The organism is Streptomyces sp. NPDC019890 (genome assembly GCF_044903445.1).
GTDB lineage: Bacteria > Actinomycetota > Actinomycetes > Streptomycetales > Streptomycetaceae > Streptomyces.
This window is the reverse complement of record NZ_JBJDQK010000001.1, coordinates 392729-410044: the sequence shown is the minus strand read 5'-3', so window position 1 is coordinate 410044 and position 17316 is coordinate 392729. Positions and strand designations below refer to the sequence as shown.

Below are 17316 nucleotides of genomic sequence, written 5' to 3'. Positions count from 1 at the left end.
GAGCGCACCAGCATGAGCAGCACCCGCACCCTGATCCGCGGCGGTCTGGTCATCACCGCGGCGGACGAGATCCACGCGGACGTACTGATCGAGGACGGCCGGATCGTGGCGCTCGCGGCGCACGGCTCCGCCGTCGCCGAGGCATGGACCGCCGACCGCACCATCGACGCCGCGAACAAGTACGTCATCCCGGGCGGCGTGGACGCGCACACCCATATGGAGCTGCCGTTCGGCGGGACCTTCGCGTCGGACTCCTTCGAGACCGGCACCCGGGCCGCCGCCTGGGGCGGCACCACCACCATCGTCGACTTCGCCGTGCAGTCGGTGGGCCACGCCCTGCGCGAAGGACTCGACGCCTGGTACGCCAAGGCCGACGGCAAGTGCGCCATCGACTACGGCTTCCACATGATCCTCTCCGACGTGAACGAGTCGTCGCTGAAGGAGATGGACAAGCTGGTGGAGGAGGGCATCACCTCCTTCAAGCTCTTCATGGCCTACCCCGGCGTCTTCTACAGCGACGACGGCCAGATCCTGCGTGCCATGCAGCGCTCCGCCACCAACGGCGGGCTGATCATGATGCATGCCGAGAACGGCATCGCCATCGACGTCCTGGTGGAGCAGGCGCTTGCCGAGGGCCGAACCGATCCTCGCTACCACGGCGAGGTGCGCAAGGCCCTGCTCGAGGCGGAGGCCACGCACCGCGCCATCCAGCTCGCCCGGGTCGCGGGAGCCCCTCTCTACGTCGTCCATGTGTCGGCCGAGGAAGCCGTCGCCGAGCTGGCGGCCGCCCGCGACAAGGGACTCAACGTCTTCGGCGAGACCTGTCCCCAGTATCTGTTCCTGTCCACCGACAACCTCGCCGAGCCGGACTTCGAGGGCGCGAAGTACGTCTGCTCCACGCCGCTGCGGCCGCGCGAGCACCAGGCCGCGCTCTGGCGCGGACTGCGGACCAACGACCTCCAGGTCGTCTCCACCGACCACTGCCCGTTCTGCTTCGTCGGCCAGAAGGAGCTCGGCCGTGGCGACTTCTCCAAGATCCCCAACGGACTGCCGGGCGTGGAGAACCGGATGGACCTGCTCCATCAGGCGGTCGTCGACGGACACATCACCCGCCGCCGCTGGATCGAGATCGCCTGTGCCACACCGGCCCGGATGTTCGGCCTCTACCCGAAGAAGGGCACCATCGCCCCCGGCGCCGACGCCGATGTCGTCATCTACGACCCGCACGCCGAGCAGACCCTCTCCGTCGAGACCCACCACATGAACGTCGACTACTCCGCGTACGAGGGCAAGCGGATCACCGGCCAGGTGGAGACCGTGCTCTCGCGCGGCGATGTGGTCATCGACGGGCGCGAGTTCACCGGCCGGGCAGGGCACGGTCAGTACACCCCCCGAGGCACCTGTCAGTACCTCAACTAGTCGGCACCTGAACGAGGAGCACTACGCATGGACTTCGGACTTGTCCTGCAGACCGACCCGCCGGCCTCGGCCGTCGTCTCACTGATGCGGCGCGCGGAACGCAACGGCTTCCGCTACGGGTGGACCTTCGACTCGGCGGTGCTCTGGCAGGAGCCCTTCGTCATCTACAGCCAGATCCTCGAGCACACCCAGAAGCTCACCGTCGGCCCCATGGTGACCAACCCGGGCACCAGAACCTGGGAGGTCACCGCCTCCACCTTCGCGACGCTCAACGACATGTTCGGCAACCGCACGGTGTGCGGCATCGGCCGCGGCGACTCCGCGATGCGAGTCGCGGGCCGCAAGCCCAACACGCTGGCCAGGCTCGGCGAGGCGATCGGCGTCATCCGCGATCTCGCCGAGGGCCGGGAGGCCGAGGTCGACGGGCAGCCGCTGCGGCTTCCCTGGGTGCGCGGCGGAAAGCTGCCGGTGTGGATGGCGGCGTACGGACCCAAGGCGCTGGCGCTCGCGGGCCAGAAGGCCGACGGGTTCATCCTCCAGCTCGCCGACCCGTATCTGACCGCGTCGATGGTGAGCGCCGTACGGACGGCGGCATCCGATGCCGGGCGGGACCCCGACTCCGTCACCATCTGTGTGGCCGCGCCCGCGTATGTCGGTGACGACCTCGCGCACGCCCGCGAACAGTGCCGCTGGTTCGGCGGAATGGTCGGCAACCACGTCGCCGACCTGGTGAGCCGTTACGGCGAGCACTCCGACCTGGTGCCCGACGCCCTGACCTCGTACATCAAGTCGCGCGAGGGCTACGACTACAGCCACCACGGCCGTGCCGGGAATCCGTCGACGGACTTCGTCCCGGACGAGATCGTGGACCGCTTCTGTCTGCTCGGCCCGGCCGAGGCGCACATCGAGAAGCTGAAGGAACTGCGCGAGCTGGGCGTCGACCAGTTCGCCGTCTACAACATGCACGACGCGAAGGAAGCGACCATCGACGCATACGGCTCCGAGATCATCCCGGCCCTCAACCGCTGAGACTCCTGAACACGGCTGAACACGGCTGAGCACCGCTGAAGACTGCTGAAGACTGCTGAAGGGGCCCTGCGCCATGACCGCGACCGTCCCGCCCGCGCCCTCAGAAGGATCGATCTCCGACACGGCGGGCCGCGTCGAGCTCGCACCCGGCGCGGCCCCCGCCGACAACCGCTTCGTCAATGACGACCTGCTGCCCGTCCCGGTCGCCCAACGCCGCTGGACGACCTACAACTTCGCGGCTCTGTGGGTCGGCATGGCCCACAACATCCCGTCCTGGCTGCTCGCTTCAGGACTCGTCACCCTCGGCATGGACTGGAAGCAGGCGGTCTTCACCATCGCCCTGGCCAATCTCATAGTGCTGGCCCCCATGCTGCTGACCGGGCATGCGGGACCCAAGTACGGCATTCCCTTCCCCGTCCTGGCGCGGGCCTCCTTCGGTCTGCGTGGCGCGAATCTGCCGGCGCTGATCCGGGCCGGGGTGGCCTGCGCCTGGTTCGGCATCCAGACCTGGATCGGCGGGCAGGGCATCTTCATTCTGCTCGGCACGATCTTCGGCGGCTGGGCGAAGGCCTCCCAGGTCGGCGGGCAGCCATGGACGCTGTGGGTCTGCTTCGTGCTCTTCTGGGCACTCGAACTCGCCATCATCTACCGGGGGATGGAGACCCTGCGGCGGTTCGAGAACTGGGCTGCGCCCTTCGTCATCGTCGGCGCACTGGTGCTGCTGGTGTGGATGTCCGCCAAGGCGGGCGGCCTCGGTCCGCTGCTCGACCAGCCCTCCAAGCTGGGCTGGGGCTCGGACTTCTGGCCGGTCTTCTTCCCCTCCCTGATGGGGATGATCGCCTTCTGGTCGACGCTGTCGCTGAACATCCCCGACTTCACCCGCTTCGGCGCGGGGCAGCGCGCCCAGATCTGGGGGCAGACGCTCGGTCTGCCGACCACGATGACGCTGTTCGCCCTGCTCTCGGTCTTCGTCACCTCCGGTTCCCAGGCGGTGTACGGGGCGGCGGTCTGGGACCCGGTCGCACTCGCCGCCAAGACGGACAACGTCTTCGGACTGCTCTACGCGCTGGTGACGGTGCTGGTCGCGACGATCTCGGTGAACATCGCGGCGAACGTCGTGTCGCCCGCGTACGACCTGTCGAACCTGGCGCCGAAACTGATCAACTTCCGCAGGGGAGCGCTGATCACGGGCGTCGTCGGCGTGCTGATCATGCCGTGGAAGCTGACCGAGACGCCCGAGCTGTACATCTTCACCTGGCTCGGTCTGGTCGGTGGACTGCTCGGCACGGTCGCGGGCATTCTCATCGCGGACTACTGGCTGATCCGCCGCACCGTCCTCGACCTGGCGGATCTCTACACCCCCGGCGGCCGCTACTGGTACGCCGCCGGCTGGAATCCGCGCGCGGTCGTGGCGTTCGGTGTCGGCGGCCTGCTGGCGGTGGGCGGCTCGCACTCGGCGAAGGGCAAGGGGCCGTTCCCCGAGGACGGGCTGATCCCCTTCCTGAAGCCGCTGGCCGACTACGGCTGGGCGGTCGGACTCACGGCCTCGCTCGCGCTGTATGTGGGGCTGATGAAGGCCACAGGGCGTCGAACGGCGGTATGAGCGCCGCACCAGCCGCTCCGGCTCGGCGGCCGGACCGGTCAACTCGGCGGCTGGACCGGTCAACTCGCCGACCGGACCGGGCCGGACCGGGCCGGACCGGGCCGGACCGGGCGTGACCGGCGGGCTCAGCGGCGGGAGCGCTGAGCCGCGACGATCTCGCGGACCGTCTTCTCGCCCGCTCCCCGCCGCTGCACCCGTTCGGCGAAGGCCGGGAACTGGCCCGCGATCGCGCTCAGTAGTCTCAACTCCAGTGGTGCGACGTTGATTTCGGCGACATCGCGCTCGACGGCACGCAGCACCCCGTCCACGACCTGTCGCGGCGAGACCGTACGCATCCCGGCGGGCGGAGTCGCCCCGGTGGCGGCGAACATCCCTACGTCCCGTACGAATCCGGGCTGGACGATGGAGACGCCGACGCCCGTGCCGTGCAGATCCTGGCGGAAGCCCAGCGCGAAGCCGCGCAGCCCGAACTTCGTCGCGCTGTACAGGGACGTGGACTTGGTCGCCGTCTTGCCGGAGAGCGAGCCGACGAAAGCGATATGGCCCCGGCCCGCTTCGACCATGGCGGGGGCGAGCAGCCGGGCCAGCATGACGGGGGCGCGCAGATTGACCGCGAGGGCGCGGTCCACCTGCTCCGGCGTGTAGTCGAGCAGATCGCCACTGGAGGGCAGCGCGGCGTTGGCGATCAGTATGGACGCGTCGGCCGCCTCGTCGGCGAGGTGCTCCACGTCCGAGGGTTCCGCGAGGTCGGCCAGGACCGTGCGCGCGCCATAGCGTTCGGCGAGCGGCTCCAGCGCCGCGCGGCGGCGGCCGGTCAGCACCAACTTCGCGCCCCTGGCGGACAGTTCGGCGGCGAGCGCGCCGCCGATGCCGCCGGTGACCCCGGTGAGCAGAACGGTTGCTCCGGTGATGCGCATCTGGTTACCCTCCAGTTCTGTTCGTTCGAACGAACAATAGGGAGGCGGGGCGGTCGTGTCCACAGAAGAATTCGGCGGACTGGCGGAGCACATAGGGCTGTTGAGTCAGGGCCGGGCATCGTCCGAGGAACTGGTCACCCGCGCCATCGAGCGCATCGAGGCCAGCCAGTCCACCATCAACGCCTTCCGCTGGGTACGCGGCGAACGCGCCCTCGACGACGCCCGCGACGCGGACCGGCGACTGGCCGCGGGGGAGCGGCTGCCCCTCCTCGGCGTGCCGCTCGCCGTGAAGGACGACACCGATGTGGCCGGGCTGCCCACGCTCTTCGGCTGCTGCGGCGAACTCCCCGCGGCCGAAAGGGACGGTGAGGCGGTACGCCGCCTCCGCGCCGCCGGAGCCGTGATCGTCGGCAAGACCAACTCCTGCGAGCTCGGCCAGTGGCCGTTCACCGAAGGACCGGCGTTCGGCGCCACCCGTAACCCCTGGTCCACCGACCACACCCCGGGCGGCTCCTCCGGCGGCTCCGCTGCCGCCGTCGCCGCGGGCCTCATACCCGCGGCGCTCGGCTCCGACGGCGCCGGATCGGTCCGCATCCCGGCCGCCTGGACCCATCTCGTCGGCATCAAACCCCAGCGCGGACGGGTCTCCCTGCACCCCTACGCGGACGCCTTCCAGGGCCTCGCCGTCAACGGCCCGCTCGCCCGCACCGTCGCCGACGCCGCCCTGCTGCTCGACGTGGTCCAGGGCCCGCACCCCGAGGACCTGCACCGCCCCGACGCGATCGAGGCCTCGGCCGCCGCCCGTCGCGACCCGGGCAGGCTGCGCATCGCCCTCGCCTGGCGGCCGCCGCTCACCCTCACCCGCACCACGCCCCACCCCGAGGTGCGTCGCGCCGTCACCGCACTCGCCGAAGCGCTCGCCCGGCTCGGTCACCACGTCGAGGAGGCCCGGCCGCGCTACGGGTTGATCGGCCTTGCCTTCGTGCCGCGCGCCACCGCCGGTATCGCGGAGGTCGCGGCCCTGCACCCCGACCCCGTACTGCTCGACCCGCGCACCCGCACCGCCATGCGCCACGGCCGAACCCTCGGCGGCCGCGTCGTGCGCGCCGCCCGTGCCCGCGAAGCCCGCCAGCACGCCAGGATCGGCGCCATCTTCGACTCGTACGACGTGGTCCTCACCCCGACCACCGCCGCGCCGCCCCCGCGCATCGGCACCTTCGACGGGCTCAGCGCCTGGCGCACCGACGCGACCATGGCGGCCGCGTGCCCGTACGCCTGGCCCTGGAACGTACTCGGCTGGCCCGGCGTCAACGTCCCCGCCGGACTCACCACCGACGGACTGCCCGTCGGCGCCCAGCTCCTCGGCCCCGCAGGCAGCGAGGAGAGGCTGATCTCGCTCGCCGCCCAACTGGAGGCGGACCAGCGGTGGTACGAGAAGCGGCCACCCGCCCCCACGACGCTGCCCGCCCCCGTGATCCCCGGGAGCGTGCCGGTGGAACAATGACCGTCATGTCCAATCCCGCCCGCTCGGCCGCGACCCGGCAGCGCATCATCACCGCCGTCCTGCAGATCATCGGCAAGGACGGGGTCGCGGCGGTCACCAACCGGCGGATCGCCAAGGAGGCCGGGGTCTCGCTCGGCTCGGTCACGTACCACTTCGAGACCCAGCACGAGCTGCTGCGCGAGAGCCTGCTGCACTTCGTGCGCGCGGAGACCCGCCGCTTCACCGAGCTCGCCGACCAGTGCCAGAGCGACGGCGTCGACATCGAGGGCGCCGCCGCCCTGGCGGGCCAGGTGGCGGGCGGCACCGCCTTCGACAGCGAGCACATCGCGCCCTTCGAGCTGTATGTCGAGGCCGGGCGCGACGAGCGGCTGCGGGAGGCCGCCGCCGAGGCCTTCGCGGCGTACGACCGGCTCGCGGCGCAGATCCTCACCGGCCTCGGCGTCCCGGACGCCGAACGCCTCGCCGCGACCACCGTCGCGCTGGTGATGGGCCTCCAGCTGCGCAGGCTGGCCACCGGCAGCTCCTCCGAGGACCTCGTTGACGCGCTGCTGCTGCTCGCGCGGGGAGCGATCAATCAGGAGACGGCCGGCCAGCAGGCCGGGCTCTGATCCCGGCTCGGCCCAACTGCACGTGTCCGCCCGCGAGTCGGTCCCTTTCGAGCCGGGCGACAAGCCTCGCTGAACGGCACTCGTTGCTAGGCTTCTCAACGTCGGACTCGCGGGGAGTGTGTGGATGGTGCTGCGGCTGGTGGTCAGGGGAAAGCGCGCAGCGGGTCGATCCCGGACCGCCGGATGAGCACCTCCCGGCCGCGCCGCCATCTCCTTGTCGTCGCCCCCCAGTGCGATGCCATGCAGCCGCTCGCGCGACTGAAGAGTGCGGCGGCCGACCTGCACGACGTGCTGGCCGACTCACAGCTCGGCGCCTGTGATCCGGGTCTTCCCGACGGCCGCTCCCTCGTCACGGGCGAGGGCCTGACGAGCAGCTGGATCCGCACAGTGGTCTCGGACGCCATCCGTCACGCGGCCGACCGGAGCGCCTCGCTGATCCTCGCGCTGCTCGGCCACGGCTTCGTACAGGGCAGCACGACGACTCTGTACCTGATGGGTTCGGACTCCACGCAAGAGGCCACGGACCGAGCGGTGAACGTGAGTGAACTGCTCAAATCCGCGGCGAACCATGTGGACATCCCCAGTGTGCTGGGCGTCATCGACACCTGCCACGCGACCGGGGCGCTGCCCGCACCACAGGACCTGGCAGCCGGGACGCGGGGCGGCCGCAGCCGCCTCGCTCTCCTCATGGGGTCCTCGGTGACCCAGCCTGCCTTCGACCTGTCGTTCTCGCGGGCGCTGACCGGATTCATACGTGCCGGGGTGCCGGGGGCGGGCGCCGTGCTGGGGGTCGAGGAAGCGCTACGGGAGCTGCGGAGCGTGGTGGTCGGCCAGGACGTGACCGGTACCGTGCACGACGGGGACCCCTTCGCCCAGGAGCCGTTGTGGCTCACTCGCAACGCATGCCACCACGACGTACTTCCGGGGAGTCTGTGCGGGCCGCTGGCGCGCGAGGAGCTGGCATCGGCGCTCGGCCCGTTGGGGCCGGGTGCCGGCCCGGAGCACACCGGGCTCCCGCTCGACCTCGCGGCGGCGACGGAACGGCGTGCCACTCTCCGTTCCCTCCCGCCCTCACTCGCACGCGATCGCGCCCTGCGGGCGGTTGACGGTGTCCTCATCGCCATACGTACGCTCAATTTCATCCGGTCCTGGATGGGCGCCGAACTGACCACCGCCCGGATGCGCCACGCCCTGTACGCCGTGCTGGCCGCGCAGCAGCGGACACCCCCGCCGGTCGCGGAACTCACCGACGTCGCCATCGTCGACCGGCTGGTGTTCGACTATCCCGTCGCCGACGGCGACTGCCGCCGGTCGCTCGCCCACTTCGTCGTACTGCTCGCCCACGGGGCCGGAAAGCGATTGGGCGACGAGGAGTCCGAACGCTGGGCGCGGTCCATCGACGCCCAGGTGGCGGTGAACGACGCGGTCGAGCATGTCTCGGGCACGCAGGACGAACGCCGACTGCGGCTCGTGGTGACGTTGCACGCCTCCCTGACCGGGGACTGGCCCGAAGTGATCGAGGCATGGCTGCTGCGGGACGGCGGTCTGCTCCACCACGAGGAGTTTCACTGCGCGACGGTGGACAGACGAGGGGCGGAGAACGCGGTCGAAGCCGCCGTGGCCTGGGCCGAGGACCATGCCGAGGTGCTGGATCTGCCGCTGCGGCGGCTGGACATCGCCGCACCTGGCGGACTGCTGCTCGCCTGGCGTCCGGAGGAAGCCGGGCTCGGCCTCCGCCTCGGCGTCCAGTACGACGTCGTACTGCACTGGAGTCGGCGCCTGACCCCGGACCAGCTGCTGCGGCGCATCCAGCGGGCGGTCAGCGACAGGTGGGATGCCATCGCGGCCTGCGACGCGGATGTTCCGGTCGACTGGCTCGCGGCGGAGGACACCGCTGACCGGCATCTGCTCCGGAGCCGGCTGCGCAACGGCAGGTACGCGCGAGGCATCGGACTGATGCACGGCGCCGGGCTCGACGACCAGCTGATGGAGACCCTGCTCGCCTACACCCCCGTCCTGCTGTGGCCGCACACGGCTGAGGGGTTTCCCAAGGACCGGCACGGCTGCCTCGCACAGCACTGGACGACCATGCCGGAGGGGCTCGTACGCGCCTATCGGCGTCGCTGGCGCGGTGAGGAAGCGGGGGACTTCGCCGACCTCCGCGCGGTCTGGGACGACCGTGAGTGGCTTCGTTTCTGCCGCCTTGTCAGGAGTTCAATTCCCCCTGCTCAGACTCCCTTTGAGGAAACCAAATGACGTGGAATGCGTACTACCGAGGGGACGGCGTCGTCAGGAAGGGCACGCGACTGCCGCAACCGCCGCCGTGGCGCACCTTTCCACGACGCTCGGCGGCCCAGGTCTTCGAGCCTCCGGAGGGTCTGATCGACGCCGTCAACGCGGCGTTGGTCCTGCGCCGCCCCCTGCTGATCACCGGCGGTCCCGGCACAGGCAAGTCCACCGTGATCGAGCAGGTCGCAGAGGAGCTGGAGCTGGGACCGGTGCTCCGATGGCACGTCACATCGCGCAGCACGCTGAGCGATGCGCTGTACCGCTACGACGCACTGGGCCGCATTCACGCGCACCGGCTGCAGCAGGAGAAAGCGCGAGCAGGCGGCGGCGAAGCGGGCGAGGACGACATCGCGGCGTTCTTGCACCTCGGGCAGCTGGGGACCGCGCTGCTGCCCTCCCCGCAGCCACGTGCGCTGCTCATCGACGAGATCGACAAGGCGGATCTCGACCTTCCCGGTGACCTGCTCGACGTCCTGGAGAGGGGCGAGTACCGCATCGAGGAGCTGTTGCGCGAAGGCCAGGACGCAGCCCAGGTACGGATGTGGGACTCGGAGGAGAAACATCCCGTCGAGCGCGGCCATGTCCAGTGCACGGAGTTCCCCTTCATCGTGATGACCAGCAACGGGGAGCAGGAGCTGCCCGCGCCGTTCCTGCGCCGCTGTGTGCGCTTCAGCATGCCGACGCCCACTTCGTCCCTCGTACGTGAAGTGGTGCGCCGCCACCTCGAATTGGACGTCCCCGCCACCGGACCCATGGCGGAGCTGGTCGACGACTTCGTCCGGCGCGTCGCCGCGGGCGAGAGCGTGGCCGTCGACCAGCTGCTCGGCACTCTCCATCTGCTCAACGGCGACGGCGGCAGGGACCTGGACGGCGCGGAGCGCAACAGGCTGGTCGGCCTTCTGATGAAAGACCTCTCCAGTGCCTGATGCGGAGGCCGGCACCGATGTTCTGGGCAGGGTCGTCGACGCCCTGCACCTGACCGACAGGGGCCTGGACGGTCTGTCGATCGCGGAACTGCTCTGGCTCGCCGCCGCCCGGGGCGAACACCTCCAAGCGGGTGGGGCCCGGGAGGAGGCGGGCCGCCGGCCGCCGGACGATGCCGAACCGGAGAGGATGGGCAGCGGGCTGCCGGGTGCCGAACCGGAGGAGGACGGCGAACGGCACCGTCGGGCAAGGACCGAGGACGGGAACCGGCTCGCGCTGTACGAGCCGGCGGCGACCGAAGTCCGCACCAGCGGCGGGCCCGTGGCCGGTGTGCCCCCCGCGAGGAACGGCTCGCTGGCAAAGGTGAGAGAACTCGCCCGTGCGTTGAAGCCGTTCAAGCGGCCTTGGCCGCGTGGCCGCAGGCAGGAGCTGGACCTCGCCGCGACCGTCGCCGACTATGCCCGCAGCGGTGAACTCATTCCCGCGTTCCGCCCTGCTACCGAGCGGTGGTTCGACGCGACAGTGGTGCTCGACCGGTCTCCCACCATGGCCGTGTGGAGCGGCACGGTCGACGCACTGCTGAGGCTGCTCACCCGGGCCGGAGTCTTCAGGACACTGAGGGTGCTGCATCTCGACAGCCATGAACTGGGCCCGAACTTGCGCGGTCCGCTCGGGCAGCGGGTCGTCGGGGGCGGCTCCCGCGCAGTGCAGCCGCGCCGTCTGACACTCGTCGTCTCGGACTGCGTATCCGTTGCCTGGGCCGGCGGAGGACTGTGGTCCAGGGTCCACGGCTGGGCGCAGACCATGCCCGTCGCCCTTCTCAACCCGCTGCCACCGAAGATGTGGCGGTCCACGGGGCTGGACCTTCCGGCGGTCCGGGTGACCTCACCCGGGACGCCCGGGATGCCCAACAGCCGACTGCGTTTCACCACCCCGATCCTGATGGAGGCCGCCTTCCCCGACGCCGTCGACCCGGCGAGCGGCTGGCAGCCGCTTCCCGTCATGTCGTTGACGCCACGAGCCGTGGGTGCCTGGTCCCGCATGCTCATGCGGTCGGACACGGACGGCTGCGGGGCGCTGCTGCTGCCCGGGCCCGACATCGCCGACCGGTCGGCGGAGCCGGCCGACGCGGCTGTCGACGGAGAGTCGGTGGTGGAGGCGTTTCTGCATCGTGCCTCGCCGTCGGCGACTCGACTCGCCGTACTGTGCTCGCCCTATCCTCATGTGAACGTCGATCTGCTCCGGCTCCTCCAGCAGGAACTCGTGCCGGACGCGACGGCGGCCGACCTCGCGGAGTTCGTGGTGGGGGGCCTGGTCACCGTCGACAGCGGTAACCGGCCGGGCGGCCCCGTGCTGCGTTTCCGGGAGGGCGTGCGCCCGCAGCTCGAGTCCCGGCTGGGGGCGCGTGACGCCTGGCGGATGTACGACACACTGGAAAAGTTCATCGCCACCGAGGTGGCGGCGTCGCCCCGGCTGCCGGCGGCCGTCACCGGGCCGCAGCACACATCGCCCGCGTCCGTCGCTCTCGTACCTTTCACGGAGGCATCCGCTCGGACCCTGCAAGCGCTGGGCGTGACTGTGGAGGAGCCGGCGGAGGTCAGGGCCGAAGAGCAGCCGACGGGGGTCAGGACGGAGGAGCAGCCCACGGAGGTCAGGGCCGAAGAGCAGCCGGTCCGTGACGAGCCGCTGGGTGCGGATCCGCCGCCCAGACCGCGGGGCCGGCCGTCCTCACCGCGGCGGACGCCGGACCACCAGCCGTACTTCTTCCTGAGTTACGCGCACACGCCGCGGTACGGGACAGGGGGCCCGGACCCGGACATGTGGGTGGAGAAGCTGTTCCGGGATCTGTGCGGCCATGTGATGGCCATGACCGATCTGCCGGCCGGGGCCCCGGCCGGGTTCATGGACCGGGAGATCCGCTCGGGGGAGGGCTGGTCGGAGCGGCTGGGTGAAGTTCTGGCCACCTGCCGGGTGTTCGTGCCGCTCTTCTCGCCGCGGTACTTCGCCAGCGAGATGTGCGGCAAGGAGTGGTACGCCTTCGCCCAGCGGGCGATCTACCACCGGGCCAAGAGCAACAGTCCGGGCGAGGCGATCGTCCCCGCGCTGTGGGTGCCGACGCCGCCCGCGCAACTCCCGGGTCCCGCCGAGCAGTTGCAGTTCAACCACCGGGCCATGGGCGACCGCTATGTCACCGACGGCCTCTACGGGCTCATCAAACTCCGCCTGTTTCAGGAGGAGTACGAAGCAGCCGTCTACGAACTCGCCAAACGCATCGTCAAGACGGCGGATGCGACCCGCATGGGCCCTGGCAATCCCGTCGACTACCGGCAGGCGCCCAGCGCCTTCGGCAGGCCCAGCGGCGGGCCCCGCCCGATGCATGTGACGGTCGCCGCGCCGACCCGCCACGATCTGCCCGAAGGCCGCGCGGCCGACTACTACGGCGAGGAGGCGCAGGACTGGAATCCGTACTACCCGGACTCCGCACGGCCGTTGGCCTATGTCGCCCAGGACTTGGTGCGCTCGCTCAACTACCAGGCCACAGTCTCTTCCTTCGACCATGAAGCGTTGCCCGACAAGAGCCGGCCGCCCACCCGGCCCGAGATCCTTCTTGTCGACCGCTGGGCCCTGGAGGACGATGACCGGCGCCGGCGGCTCGCCGCCCTGGACGCCGAGCCACGCCCCTGGATGAGCATCGTCGTCCCCTGGAACCGCGACGACCCGCAGAGCCGGGTCGCCGAGGGGGAGCTGGTCGGGAAGCTGGAACGGATCCTGCCGAACCACATGAGCCAGGGCAGATCAGCGTGCCGGGCCGCCGCCAGAGGTGTGCCCAGCATGGAAGCCTTCGGCCAGATCCTGCCCCAGGTGGTCGAGTCCGCGGCCCAGGAGTATCTGCGGCACGCCGAAGTCTTCCCGCCCGTTGACCACCGTGAACGGCCCAGACTTCGCGGCCCGATGCTGCCTCCGTACACCGAGGCAGTCACCGAGGGGGGCTGGTCCGGGGCGGAGGGCAGCGAAGACCGCTAGAGCCTCTCCCGACGGGGCAGTGGCAGGCGCTACTTGGCGATCGCGGCGGTCATCTTGCGCCGGATCGGGCCCACATTGCCCGCCAGCCGCAGGAAGGTTCGGAACCCGGCGAGGGCGAACCGGTTGTCCGCCACGCCCTGTTCCAGATTACGGTTGGCGGCCGCGACCTTGGTGAAGGCGTGCTCCAGCATCGCCTTCTCGTACTCGCCGATCGCGTCGGTGAGCCGGTGGCCGTCGTCGACCGCCCGCAGCCCACGGCACAGCAGTTCGGCGTCGACGACGGCGGCGTTCGCGCCCGCTCCGGCGGTCGGCGGCATGGCATGGATCGCGTCGCCGACAACCGTCACATTGCTGGGCTGCCACGGCTCGGGCCTGCGCGAGGTGTACAGCGGGTGCACCGAGACGGTACCCGTGTCGGACTCCTCGATCAGCCGCAGCAGGTTCGGATGCCAGCCGCCGACCGTCCGCAGTACGAGCGCCCGGATCTCGTCGGCGGACATCGCCGAAATCGCCTTGCGGTCACCGAACTTCTGCCATCTGGCGAGCACGTTCCACATGACGTAGTCCGTCGTGTTGTCGAACAGCAGCTGCGGGTCGATGCCGTAGTCGGGCGACAGGCTGAGCGCCTGGCCCCCCTCGTCGCGGCGGAACTCGTGCACGGCGAGGAAGCCGAAGTAGCCGTGCGGCGCGAGCACCATGGCTCCACCGGTGCTGAACGGGCGGGGGAGAAGCTGAGCCACCTCGCTCCCCAGCGGCACCTTGCCGGAGATGGCGACCGCGCCGGTGTCCCGGTGCGCGGCCTGCGGCAGATACTGCGCGCGGACCGCGGAGTTGGTCCCGTCCGCGCCGACAAGGACGTCGCCGGTGGCCTGCGTGCCGTCGCTGAAGTGGGCCGCGACGCGGCCGTCCGGCTCGTGCGTGTAATGGGTGAAGGTCTTGCCGAACCGCACGACGTCGCCGAGGCCCGCGAGGAGGACCTCGCGGAAGGTGATGCGGCTGACCGACCGGAAGGTGTCCGTCAGATGGCCGGTGTCCATGCCGATCTCGGTGGTGTTCAAGGTGATCAGCTCGTCGAGCTTCTCGGTGAAGAAGGCGAGCGTGCTGTTGGCCTGGCCACTGGTGGACACGAACAGGTCGTAGACATCGGCGGGCAGACAGGCGTGCAGGGCGCGGCAGCCGTACGGGGCGATATGGATCCGGTAGCCCTGTAATCGTTCGGTGCGGGTGCGGTCGCGCTCGTACAGGGAGACGCTGACGCCGGCCCGCTTGAGGCCCTGCGCGAGGGTGAGACCGCCGATTCCGGCGCCAATGATCACAACGTGCATCGTCGCACTCCTTGATGATCCGTCACGGCCCGTCATGGCGCAGCCCGGATGGCGACAGTCACCCGGTGGCGAGCTGTGCGTCAAGCGCCGCGTCGACGGCCTGGCCGGTTCCGGCCGCGTGACCGGATCAGGCGGAGTCGAGAACCAGATCCACGACCGGGCGGTACTCGCTCGCCACGGCATCGTCCAGTGTCTCGTGCGTGGCGATACGGAAGATCAGGGCGCGGACGAGCAGTTGACGCCAGTCGGGCAGATGCGACCACCGCTCAAGGAGTGCGGGATCGGTCTCGTACCGGCACAGCGCGTCGACCGCGACGATCGCCGAGGCCCAGGCAATGGGCCGCCAGTAGGGCGGCCAGTCGATGATCGCGGGCGCCCGGCCGGGCTCGAAGAGGACATTGCCCAGGAGGTCGCCGTGAACGATCTGCGCGGGGGTCGAGATGGGGCGGCGTGCCGCGAGAAGCGGCTTGAGCAGCGGGAATTCCGGTGCTCGGTCGGTCTCTTGCCATGCCAGCCGGTCCGCGCGCGCCCAGGGGGTGTCACGTACGCCGAGGAAGCGCGGCCTGGGCAGGTCCTTCAGCGCGGCGTGGAACGCCTCGCCCGCCCGGATGACGTCGTCGGCGCGGTGCGGATCGGGGGATCCGCCGATCGGCTGCCATGCCTCCCATCCGTGCACGGCCCAGGACCCGTCCGCCGACGGGACAGGCCGCGCCACCCGGAAACCGGGGACCTCCGGCAGATGGCGCAGCACACCGGCCCGCCACATGGTCTCCTGCGGCAGCCCGGTGGGCTTGAGCACCAGCTCGCCGGAGTGCCAGGCAGATCCCTGTCCGCCGGGCAGCGGGACGGGCGCTTCGGTTGCCCCGAACGCTGTGAGCACGGAGGCGGGCGGGGCGGGGGACTGGGTCATGGGCGGAGCGTATGGGGCCGGACTGCACGGACGTCGAAGTTCTTCTTCGCGCGCGATGAATTCGCGGTGCCGGGCAGCGTAGAAGCCGAGTCCCGGACGGACCTGGTCGGACCCGGACGGAACTGGATGGACCGGGACGGACCAGGACGTGATCGACGGGTTGCGGCGCCGCGGTCATGACGTCACTGTGGGTGAACAGTGGTCCGAGGGGAGGCTCTGCGCGGTCGCCAGGGACCCGCGTAGGGCTGTGCTCTGTGCGGCGGCGAACCCCAGGGGAATGCGGGGTTACGCGGTGGGGCGCCGAGGGGACAGCGCGATGTCAGCAGGCCGTGCTTAGCTGGACATATGATCGATGACTTCCTCAATGGTGATCTGTCCGACGTCGAGGAGGCGGTCCGCAAGGCGGCCGCCACCGAGATCATGCCGCGGTACCGGCAGCTCGCCGCGCACGAGATCGTCGAGAAGAATGGCCCGCACGACCTGGTGACCACGGCCGACCGCAATGCCGAGGAGCACCTGACCGCATCCCTGACGGCTCTTTTGCCCGGCTCCGTCGTGGTCGGCGAGGAGGCGGTCCACGCGGACCCGTCGGTGTACGAGGCGTTGCACGGCGACGCACCCGTGTGGATCGTCGACCCTGTTGACGGGACACGACAGTTCGTCCACGGAGACCCGGGCTTCTGCACGCTGGTAGCTCTCGCGCGGCATGGTGAGGTCTTCGCGTCGTGGACGTACGCCCCGGCGCTGGACGAGATGGCGATGGCCGTCCGCGGCCGCGGCGCCGAGCTCAACGGCACGCCGCTGCGGGCCGGTTCGCCCGCGCCCGGGGCGGTGCTCGAAGTGGCGACGTCGCACCCGGACTTCACGACCCCGGACCAGAAGCGAGCCCTGCTCGGCCTGAACGTGGACGGCGTGCACGCGCGCCCGTGCGGTTCGGCGGGCCTGGAGTACCTGTACGTGGCCCGGGGCGAGCTGGATGCGGTGGCCTTCTCCTGGGAGAACGCGTGGGACCACGCGGCGGGCCTGCTCCTGGTGACGGAGGCGGGAGGGGCACAGGTGACGGTGTCGGGGGTGCCGTTCCGTATCACGGGCGGAAACGCGCTGCCATTCACGGCGGCGAGGGACGCGGCGACGGCGGCGAGGATCCGGGCGTTGCTGGCGGGCTGAGCCCCGCTAAGCCGCGCGGCGCGCAGCGGCCGCCCTCGCCTCCCTCTCGACGGGGTGCCAGGGGGGCGAAGGGGTGGCCCACCTCGGCCCCGGCGGCGCGAAGCCCGTGACGGGAGCCCTGGTGGCGGGGTGCGCGCGGCGCGAAGCTGCCGCCCCGGGGTGTTCGGGGCGTTAGCCCTCCCTCCCGGAGGTCCGGGGGCGCGAAGCTCCGGCGTGGCGGGGTGTGGGTGGCCCACCGGGGCCCCGGCGACGGGAGCCCTGGCGGCGGGTGCGCCAGCCCGCTCATGCCGCCCGCCCTTGGGGCTCGCTGAGCGAGCCGCCGCGACGGCGTGCCCTGCGGCGCGAAGCGGCCGTCCTCGCCGGGGCGGGGGCGTCAGCCCCGCTCATTCCTCCCGCCCCTCGGGGGTCTGGGGTGCGCCAGCCCCGCTTGCCCTCCCGCCCTTGGGGCTCGTAGCGCGAGCCGCCGCGACGGCGTGCCCTGCGGCGCGAAGCTGCCGTCTCCGCCGGGGCGGGGGCGTCAGCCCCGCTCATTCCTCCCGCCCCTCGGGGGTCTGGGGTGCGCCAGCCCCGCTTGCCCTCCCGCCCTTGGGGCTCGTA

The 17316-nt window shown here is 70.9% G+C and carries 12 protein-coding genes and 2 pseudogenes; 11 read left to right on the top strand and 3 right to left on the bottom strand.

All coding sequences use genetic code 11. The annotated features are described in order from the left end of the window. Window positions 1-12: 12 nt before the first annotated feature. From hydA to ACI2LP_RS01745, 3 genes are all read left to right on the top strand, one after another. Window positions 13-1419 carry a dihydropyrimidinase gene (gene hydA, locus ACI2LP_RS01755; RefSeq protein ID WP_404722544.1) on the top strand — a complete coding sequence of 469 codons (1407 nt, stop codon included), beginning with the start codon at window positions 13-15 and terminating at the stop codon, window positions 1417-1419. A gap of 27 nt (window positions 1420-1446) precedes the next feature. Continuing rightward, window positions 1447-2448 carry a TIGR03842 family LLM class F420-dependent oxidoreductase gene (locus ACI2LP_RS01750; protein WP_404722543.1) on the top strand — a complete coding sequence of 334 codons (1002 nt, stop codon included), beginning with the start codon at window positions 1447-1449 and terminating at the stop codon, window positions 2446-2448. A 73-nt stretch (window positions 2449-2521) separates the two neighbouring features. Further along, the gene (locus ACI2LP_RS01745; protein ID WP_404722542.1) at window positions 2522-4051 is read left to right on the top strand and encodes an NCS1 family nucleobase:cation symporter-1; all 1530 of its coding nucleotides are present in this window, start codon (window positions 2522-2524) and stop codon (window positions 4049-4051) included. A gap of 125 nt (window positions 4052-4176) precedes the next feature. Here the strand turns inward: ACI2LP_RS01745 and ACI2LP_RS01740 are convergent, their stop codons facing one another. Beyond that, the gene (locus ACI2LP_RS01740; RefSeq protein WP_404722541.1) at window positions 4177-4968 is read right to left on the bottom strand and encodes an SDR family NAD(P)-dependent oxidoreductase; all 792 of its coding nucleotides are present in this window, start codon (window positions 4966-4968) and stop codon (window positions 4177-4179) included. A 55-nt stretch (window positions 4969-5023) separates the two neighbouring features. Here ACI2LP_RS01740 and ACI2LP_RS01735 point away from each other — a divergent pair, with 55 nt between their 5' ends. The 6 genes and pseudogenes from ACI2LP_RS01735 (at window position 5024) to ACI2LP_RS01710 (ending at window position 13317) form a co-directional block, all read left to right on the top strand. Continuing rightward, a complete protein-coding gene (locus ACI2LP_RS01735; protein ID WP_404722540.1) occupies window positions 5024-6472 on the top strand; it encodes an amidase in 1449 nt (482 codons plus the stop codon). 5 nt (window positions 6473-6477) lie between these two features. Beyond that, window positions 6478-7080 carry a TetR/AcrR family transcriptional regulator gene (locus tag ACI2LP_RS01730; protein WP_404722539.1) on the top strand — a complete coding sequence of 201 codons (603 nt, stop codon included), beginning with the start codon at window positions 6478-6480 and terminating at the stop codon, window positions 7078-7080. Between the two features lie 183 nt (window positions 7081-7263). Further along, on the top strand, window positions 7264-9336 hold the full coding sequence (locus ACI2LP_RS01725; RefSeq protein WP_404722538.1) for a hypothetical protein: 2073 nt from the start codon (window positions 7264-7266) through the stop codon (window positions 9334-9336). Then, window positions 9333-10295, top strand: a complete 963-nt coding sequence (locus ACI2LP_RS01720) for an AAA family ATPase (RefSeq protein ID WP_404722537.1) — start codon at window positions 9333-9335, stop codon at window positions 10293-10295. Before ACI2LP_RS01725 ends, ACI2LP_RS01720 begins: the two co-directional genes overlap by 4 nt. Then, window positions 10288-11736, top strand: a pseudogene (locus ACI2LP_RS01715) (SAV_2336 N-terminal domain-related protein); the annotation flags it as partial. The gene ACI2LP_RS01720 and the pseudogene ACI2LP_RS01715, both read left to right, overlap by 8 nt. A 243-nt stretch (window positions 11737-11979) precedes the next feature. After that, window positions 11980-13317, top strand: a complete 1338-nt coding sequence (locus ACI2LP_RS01710; RefSeq protein ID WP_404723035.1) for a TIR-like protein FxsC — start codon at window positions 11980-11982, stop codon at window positions 13315-13317. A 29-nt stretch (window positions 13318-13346) separates the two neighbouring features. Here the strand turns inward: ACI2LP_RS01710 and ACI2LP_RS01705 are convergent, their stop codons facing one another. Then, entirely contained in the window at window positions 13347-14642 is a 1296-nt protein-coding gene (locus ACI2LP_RS01705) for an FAD-dependent oxidoreductase (protein ID WP_404722536.1), read from the bottom strand. Between the two features lie 127 nt (window positions 14643-14769). Then, window positions 14770-15552: a TIGR02569 family protein gene (locus ACI2LP_RS01700; protein WP_404722535.1), complete on the bottom strand. Its 783-nt coding sequence runs from the start codon at window positions 15550-15552 to the stop codon at window positions 14770-14772. 154 nt (window positions 15553-15706) lie between these two features. Between ACI2LP_RS01700 and ACI2LP_RS01695 the strand changes: the two are divergent. Both ACI2LP_RS01695 and ACI2LP_RS01690 read left to right on the top strand, forming a co-directional pair. Then, window positions 15707-15889: pseudogene (locus ACI2LP_RS01695) on the top strand (hypothetical protein); the annotation flags it as partial. Between the two features lie 8 nt (window positions 15890-15897). Then, window positions 15898-16719 carry an inositol monophosphatase family protein gene (locus ACI2LP_RS01690; protein WP_404722534.1) on the top strand — a complete coding sequence of 274 codons (822 nt, stop codon included), beginning with the start codon at window positions 15898-15900 and terminating at the stop codon, window positions 16717-16719. The last annotated feature ends 597 nt before the right edge of the window (window positions 16720-17316 follow it).

Coding starts and splice junctions, on each gene's coding strand:
- ACI2LP_RS01690 (WP_404722534.1), top strand. CDS start 15,898: ATGATCGATGACTTCCTCAATGGTGATCTGTCCGACGTCGAGGAGGCG.
- ACI2LP_RS01740 (WP_404722541.1), bottom strand. CDS start 4,968: ATGCGCATCACCGGAGCAACCGTTCTGCTCACCGGGGTCACCGGCGGC.
- ACI2LP_RS01725 (WP_404722538.1), top strand. CDS start 7,264: ATGAGCACCTCCCGGCCGCGCCGCCATCTCCTTGTCGTCGCCCCCCAG.
- ACI2LP_RS01720 (WP_404722537.1), top strand. CDS start 9,333: ATGACGTGGAATGCGTACTACCGAGGGGACGGCGTCGTCAGGAAGGGC.
- ACI2LP_RS01745 (WP_404722542.1), top strand. CDS start 2,522: ATGACCGCGACCGTCCCGCCCGCGCCCTCAGAAGGATCGATCTCCGAC.
- ACI2LP_RS01700 (WP_404722535.1), bottom strand. CDS start 15,552: ATGACCCAGTCCCCCGCCCCGCCCGCCTCCGTGCTCACAGCGTTCGGG.
- hydA (WP_404722544.1), top strand. CDS start 13: ATGAGCAGCACCCGCACCCTGATCCGCGGCGGTCTGGTCATCACCGCG.
- ACI2LP_RS01730 (WP_404722539.1), top strand. CDS start 6,478: ATGTCCAATCCCGCCCGCTCGGCCGCGACCCGGCAGCGCATCATCACC.
- ACI2LP_RS01750 (WP_404722543.1), top strand. CDS start 1,447: ATGGACTTCGGACTTGTCCTGCAGACCGACCCGCCGGCCTCGGCCGTC.
- ACI2LP_RS01705 (WP_404722536.1), bottom strand. CDS start 14,642: ATGCACGTTGTGATCATTGGCGCCGGAATCGGCGGTCTCACCCTCGCG.